At 64.2% G+C, this 1,206-nt stretch carries 1 protein-coding gene; it reads left to right on the top strand.

Annotated features, from left to right (window positions below; all coding sequences use genetic code 11):
• A protein-coding gene (locus tag DP939_RS45210) for an IS3 family transposase (protein WP_404828644.1) occupies positions 1-1,199 on the top strand; the annotation gives its coding sequence in 2 pieces (ribosomal slippage) (positions 1-277 and positions 277-1,199; 1,200 coding nt annotated over the 2 pieces). This gene is flagged as partial in the annotation.
• Positions 1,200-1,206 lie beyond the last annotated feature (7 nt).

The following is a 1,206-nucleotide window of genomic DNA, read 5'->3' as shown; positions in this document are numbered from 1 at the left end:
GAACTGCGTGAACGTGCGGTTCGGATGGTCTTTGAGCTTCGTGAGCAGACGGGCGAGCGGACAGGCGCGATCGCCCGGGTCGCAGACAAGCTCGGGGTGCATCGGGAGGCGTTGCGGACGTGGATCCGGCAGGCCGAGGTCGATGACGGGCAGCGTCCGGGCCGGACGACGTCCGATGCTCAGCGCATCGGGGAGCTTGAACGTGAGGTGCGTGAGCTGCGGCGGGCGAACGAGATCTTGAAAGCGGCGTCGGCGTATTTCGCCCGGGAGCTCGACCCCAGACTGCCGCGCTAGTCGAGTTCATCGATACCCATCGTGAACAGTTCGGTGTGGAGCCGATCTGTGCCGTGTTGGAAGTTTCGCCGTCCACGTACTGGGCGGCCAAGAAGCGGGAGTCGAGTCCGTCGGCTCGTGCGGCCCGAGACGAATACCTGAAGGGAGAGATTCTGCGGGTGTGGAACGGCCCGGGACGCGGTCTTTATGGGGCGCGGAAGGTGTGGGGACAGCTCGGTCGGGAGGGGATCACGGTGGCCCGGTGCACGGTCGAGCGGCTGATGCGCGAGCTGGGGATCGCTGGGGTGACGGCGGGCCGCAAGCGGCCCCGCACCACTATCCCCGGCCAGGATCATCCGGGTGACCTGCTGGAACGCGACTTCACTGCGGACCGGCCGGATCGTCGATGGGTCGCGGACATCACCTATGTGGCGACCGCGGACGGCTGGGTCTACACCGCGTTTGTGCAGGATTTGTACTCGCGGCGGATCGTCGGCTGGCAGGTCGCCGACCATCTGGGCGCCGGCCTGGCACTCGATGCCCTGGAAATGGCGATCTGGTCTCGTGGAGGTGACGTCGGTGGCCTCGTTCACCATTCGGATAGGGGAGTTCAATACACTTCCATCCGCTACGCTGAACGGCTCGATCAGGTCGGCGCGGCGCGTTCTGTCGGCAGCAAGGGCGATTCGTATGACAATGCGGCGGCCGAGTCCATGAACAGTCTCTACAAGAAGGAGCTCATCGACTTCTACGGCGGCTGGAAAGGCGTCATGGACGTGACTATCGCCACGATGGAATGGGTTGCCTGGTACAATTCTGAACGGCTACATTCTTACTGTGGGAACGTCCCTCCGGTCGAGTATGAGGAGACGTTCCACCGATCGACCGCCGGCACTGACCTGGCGGCCGAGAACCAAGCGATCTAGCCTCCAA

The sequence above is a fragment of the Spongiactinospora rosea genome (assembly GCF_003315795.1).
GTDB classification, from domain to species: domain Bacteria; phylum Actinomycetota; class Actinomycetes; order Streptosporangiales; family Streptosporangiaceae; genus Spongiactinospora; species Spongiactinospora rosea.
This window is presented reverse-complemented; position numbering and strand designations above follow the sequence as displayed.